This window comes from Armatimonas sp. (assembly GCF_964826245.1).
The window spans coordinates 1-5,083 of sequence record NZ_CBAYMC010000277.1 but is presented as its reverse complement, the minus strand read 5'-3'; the positions used below and the strand labels follow the sequence as shown (position 1 = coordinate 5,083).

The window sequence follows — 5,083 nt, the reverse complement described above, 5'->3', positions numbered from 1 at the left end:
TGGGCGACTCCGACGCGGTCGCGCTCAGGAAGGCAGGCGTGGCGGTATCCCCCGTCACACTGCTCGGGGAGAACGAGGCCAGCGGACGAAACGGGGTGGTAAGCACGAGATCATTGGCATCGTCCTTGACCCAGGTAATCACGTCTTGGTTGGGGCCATCCACCACCGCAGACGAGATCGCTTTCCAGTTGGCCGCATAGCTCGCACCGTTAGACGCCAAATTATAGTTGTAGAAGAAGTTGGGGTCGTTAAAGCCCCCCTGATCCTCCAGCGAGCTACCGTAGTTTGCCGCATTAAAGAGCTTCGGGTCGTTGGGATCGAACTCCGCGCGGTAGAGCACAAAGGGATTGAGGTTCGCATCGCCCTGAAACGGAAACTCGGTCGGCCCATTGATGCTATTGGTCGGGGCGCTATGGACACGGCTCTGGTAGATATTGGAGTAGGGCCGCGTGTTGTCCTTTAGCCCGATAAAGTAGCGCACCATCCGCGTTCCCAAAGCAAGCGGGAAGCGAAGCTGCGAGCCCCCAATCACATCGCCCGTGGTCGGATCTTTCGTGCCAGCGTTGGGAAGCTTGCCGGAGATCACCAGATCGAGCTTGGAGTAGAGAACCCGCGCCGGAAAGACATTGGTTCCATTGACCCAGGTATGCACCGTCGTGGGCTGTCCATTGCCCGTGGGAGTCATGTCGGTGTTGACCGAGAACTTGAGAGGGTAGTTCAAGGCAGCACTGCTATTGTCGAGCACCAAAGACGCCTGAGAGATCTCCCGCGACATCTGCTGGATACCGTTGCGCGCCTGGGTCTGGGCCTGAACCTGGTTCTGAGCCTTACGGGTCAGGTTGAAGCCCTGGGTAATGGGGATAAAGAGGAGCCCCAGCAGAATCGAGGTAATGGCGATCACCACCAGGAGCTCCGTCATGGTGAAGCCCCGCTGCCCCCGAATGATCCTTGCTATACTTTGCTGCATCGGTTTTATCTTTCGCACTCTCTCTACTTCAGAATAGACTGGGTCAGGTAGGTATCCAGGTCTTGGATACGCCACGGGGATTTTCGCTCCAGGCTATCTTTCCAGATCACACGGCTCTTGGCGGTTGCGCCCTTGATATCGCCCACGACGCGCCAGTTATCGCCAGCCCCATCCCAGCCCAACTGCCTTAGGTACTTGGTCACGTCCACATACGCAACGTTCACATTGTTATTGCCCCCCACGGTGACCTGATTGGGAGTATCAATGGTGAGCTGTTTTGGCTGCATGCGCCGCCAAGGTGCCGAGGCGCTAGACCGGGCCATCAAGGTGACTACCATGGACTTATTGAGTTCCGTGCGTGCAAAGTAGAGGCTCGCAATGCCACCTGCTGTTGTATCGCGCCAGAACTTATCCGGCATTGAGGTATCTACGAACCGATCTTCGGTGGGGTCAAGAGGATCTAGGCTGACATTGGCCCACGTGCCTACCCACCCAGCACTGGTTTCACGGTAGGTAGAGATCGCCTTGGTCAAGGCAACTCCCCAGTCTCCTTGTGCCTTGTAGAGAATACGGATCGGGGTTCCCGGGGCGACAGTGTTGCTATTGATATAGAGCACGCCATTGGCATACGAGCCCGTTTTAGGATCGGAGTTGACCCAGTAGTCGAGTGCCGCTTGCCCTGCGGTTCCTGCCTTGAGCAGGCCATAGTCACCAGGGCGACCGCTCTGGCCACTATTGAGAATCCCTCCCGTGTCAAGCCGGATGATCATGATGTCGGTGTTGGCATTGATATCCGTGTCGCCTGGGGGGAAGATTCCCTCGTAGAATGTGTTATCCGGGTTGACGTAGTCCAGCGATTTGAGCCGCGTCAGGGTCGTGCGCACCGGCACTTCACCATCGGAGCCCGCCGCCACAATCGGAACATCGCGGTCATCATGAATAATGTGCCAGTCCAGAACGGCGTAGTCAATGTAGGCCTTGAATGGGTCTTTGCCATTGCCAAAGCGTGCGCCTTGTGGGTTAAAGAGAAGAATGCCAGGGTTGGCATACGGCTTGTCAGCAGTCGCACCACTTGCCCGCGTTAGGTTCGGCGAGATGAGCTTGTACTCATAAGGGTCGCTCTCATCTATAGTGGGCGTCGCAGGATTGTCCGCAGTCCAGCTGGCACCTGCCGCCAGACGCGTAAACTCACGGGTCACGACCTCACTCCCTGGCAGGATCGCATCGTCAGGATTGAACGTCTTATCGTCGGTCGGGGCGTAGTCCGTGTCAGCAGGATCGCAGAGCTGCTTCCAGCCGTAGAAGTTTGCGGGAACGTAGACCTTATCCGTGACCGCGTAGGCCTGATCGTTGGTCGTATCGTCGTGGTCGTTTTTCAGGCGGGTAAAGCGCACGGTAAAGACACGGTCTGTAGCGGCGGGATAGAAGAGGATCCAGGCTCCACCGTTCTCATCTTCGTTCTCATCCACCAAGCAGTTCTGCGGCCCCGAGAGCCGTGTTCGGTAGAAATTGGGATCAACCCGGTAGTTTCCATTAGAGACATTGAGCGGTGCACTATTGACCGCCAGAAAGAGATTGAAGTAGTCACGGTCAACCTGAGTGGTAGGAGCCGCGTTGGGATTACCCACAAGTTCGTCCATGTAGATCGGCCCTAGCTTTGCCATGTAGGCCGAACCGGAGTTCCCACTTGCAGTCGGGGTAGGAAGGCCAATCTTGACTGGCTCACCCACCACTAAACGGAACTTGTTCAGGTCGTTGTAGTAGGGATTGGACGGGTCGGTGGAGAGATCATCCGGATCTTGGTCCATCACAAACTGGCGGACAAACCGGCTCCCATTCCAGCTAAAGTACGAGTAGGTCACGGCATTGGGAAGATTCGCGGAGTCACTTTGCACCTTCTCCATCAGCCCGTGCGCAAGCCGAGTGCTATTTATACGACTCTCGCTGTTGCGCAGGAGGGTAAAGCCCAGAGGGAAGACCTGGATAATGGCGAACACCCCGATCAGGAGGATCACCAGAACCACAAGAACCTCAACCAGCGAGGTGGCCCTCAGGTTCAGCTTGACTGTTTTCTCTACCGCGTCTCTTATTTTCATCGCTGCGCTTTGTCTACTCTCTCTCGGAGTGGGAGAGCCTGCCGCAAGCTGCGTCAGGCTCCTCTACGACCGCAAGGGGGCAGGGAATGTTCCCCACCCTCCTGTGTTAGTTACTGAGCTGCCAGAACTGATAGTCACCCGCAGGGGCTGCCGAGGGCACCTGTCCTAGCTTGCGAACATCGAGCACCTTGGCCGTACCACTCTGGAACAGCACGAGAATCTTGCCTTTTGGCACGTGGTGGGTCGTCATGGTCACCACCGTCTCCGCAGGCGGACGCGCCCAGAAGAGCTGGCGCTGGTAGATCTGAGCATTTGCCGGGGACAGAGCATCCAGTGTCGCATTGTCCACAATCCCTGTCCACAGCCGTGAGTAGCGCGCAACAAGAGCGTTGTTATTGATCGCACCAGAGATGATGTCCGTAATCGCAGGGCTGGCATCAAACGAGTCGTAGGCATAGAACGGAATAGACTGAGGCGCAAAAGCGGGGTTAGAGGCCGCCGTGCGCGGCAAGTAGCTCGCTCCATTCAGAAGGCTGTATCTTGCCGCAAGCCCCACTTGGTTGTCCGGCGTGCGCGTCACGTTATTACCACTCTTGTACGTATCGAGATCGCGAATATACTCGGGATAGAGAGACTTGCTAAAGATCCGGCGAGCGTTGCGCGAGGCCAAGTACTCAGGGTCGGTGGAGCGGTAACGCCCAGTGACCAGCGCGGCGGTTTCCTTCATGGTGTAGAAGTTCGCGGGGGCGCAGCTACCATCGGGCAGGCCATTGGCCTTACAGATTGCAGGACCAAAGAGAAACTCGGGGTACTCGCGGTTGTCCAGCTCGTAGGCCGAGATCGCCTGGTGAATCTTCTGGAGGTTCGACATTGTCGCGCCACGCCGAGCACTCTCTTGGACGGTTCCCGCGACGGGAAATAAAATAGCGGCGAGAATCGCGATAATCGCGATCACGACGAGCAGCTCTATCAGGGTAAACCCCGCACGAACCTTGCGAACCAGCAGTTTGGATGTCATAGCTTATCCTCTTAGTACTCACAAGCAGACCCACCTAGGACCCACTTCCGGGCATTATACTCCTGAGTACGTTGACGACGCAACCAGAGCACTTGTTCCCATCGGGTACAATTTAGCCATGATCCCTCCAAGTTCCTTTATCGAGTGGCTACATTGTCCGCAATGCGTCCCTCCCGCACCTCTGATACTCAAGGAAAATGGGGAAGGACTGCACTGCAGCTCAGGGAAACATCACTTCCCCTTCACCGAAGGCTTCCCCGATCTGCGCCCTGATGACCTCAAAGCCCCCGCTCCTGCCGCGCAAAATAATGCGCAAGACAAACAAAAATAGGAATCTCTCACGATGCAGCTCACTCCCACTGGCAGTCTCCACGTTCTCTTGCTCAATGGCCCCAACCTCAACCTACTCGGCCAGCGTGAGCCCGATGTCTATGGCACCATGACATTTGACGAGCTTTGCAAGCGCATTAAGGAGTATGCCAAAGAGCTTGGCATCGAGCTAAAAATGCTCCAGAGCAACCATGAAGGCGTCCTCATTGACGCCATCCACGAAGCGGCGGACTGGGCAGATGCCATCGTGATCAATCCGGGAGCCTACACCCACTACTCCTACGCCATCGCGGATGCTCTCAAGGCGGTGCGCCTTCCCGCCATTGAAGTGCATCTCTCCAATGTCCACGCCCGCGACGAGTTCCGGCGCACCTCGGTCGTCTCCCCTGCAACTGTCGGGCAGATCGTCGGGTTTGGCGCGATGTCGTATCTTTTAGCGCTCCAAGCGGCCCGCGCCCTCGTCCAACAAGGCCGGGAGTAACTAAAGAACCGTGATCGTGCCGATGGCTTCGGCGCTCTTGCTGCCAGTTGTCGGGAGGTAGCCCACCAGGTCATAGGTACCCGGCGGCGTGTTTCCGACGGCCCAGGCGGCGGTGACGACTTTCCGCTCACCAGGAGCCAGTGTCAGCTTGGTAAAGGCCATCGTGTAGAAGTTTGTCCGAGAGAGCTGCC

The 5,083-nt window shown here is 57.0% G+C and carries 6 protein-coding genes; 2 read left to right on the top strand and 4 right to left on the bottom strand.

The genetic code is table 11. The features are described 5' to 3' along the window. From AC1XOS_RS19545 to AC1XOS_RS19535, 3 genes are all read right to left on the bottom strand, one after another. Positions 1–967 (bottom strand): prepilin-type N-terminal cleavage/methylation domain-containing protein (locus AC1XOS_RS19545; RefSeq protein ID WP_481963893.1); only part of this gene is annotated, 967 nt, incomplete at its 3' end. A gap of 23 nt (positions 968–990) precedes the next feature. Continuing rightward, the gene (locus AC1XOS_RS19540) at positions 991–3,063 is read right to left on the bottom strand and encodes a hypothetical protein (protein WP_481963892.1); all 2,073 of its coding nucleotides are present in this window, start codon (positions 3,061–3,063) and stop codon (positions 991–993) included. A 106-nt stretch (positions 3,064–3,169) separates the two neighbouring features. Beyond that, positions 3,170–4,081 carry a type II secretion system protein gene (locus tag AC1XOS_RS19535; RefSeq protein WP_481963891.1) on the bottom strand — a complete coding sequence of 304 codons (912 nt, stop codon included), beginning with the start codon at positions 4,079–4,081 and terminating at the stop codon, positions 3,170–3,172. 118 nt (positions 4,082–4,199) lie between these two features. Between AC1XOS_RS19535 and AC1XOS_RS19530 the strand changes: the two genes are divergently transcribed. Then, a complete protein-coding gene (locus tag AC1XOS_RS19530) occupies positions 4,200–4,412 on the top strand; it encodes a hypothetical protein (RefSeq protein WP_481963890.1) in 213 nt (70 codons plus the stop codon). 12 nt (positions 4,413–4,424) lie between these two features. Next, positions 4,425–4,892 (top strand): type II 3-dehydroquinate dehydratase, encoded by a 468-nt coding sequence (gene aroQ / locus AC1XOS_RS19525; RefSeq protein ID WP_481963889.1) that lies wholly within the window; start codon positions 4,425–4,427, stop codon positions 4,890–4,892. On the opposite strand, the gene AC1XOS_RS19520 is transcribed toward aroQ, so the two are convergent. Continuing rightward, on the bottom strand, positions 4,893–5,083 hold a 191-nt coding region (locus AC1XOS_RS19520; protein ID WP_481963888.1), incomplete at its 5' end, for a BsuPI-related putative proteinase inhibitor. It abuts the gene before it with no gap.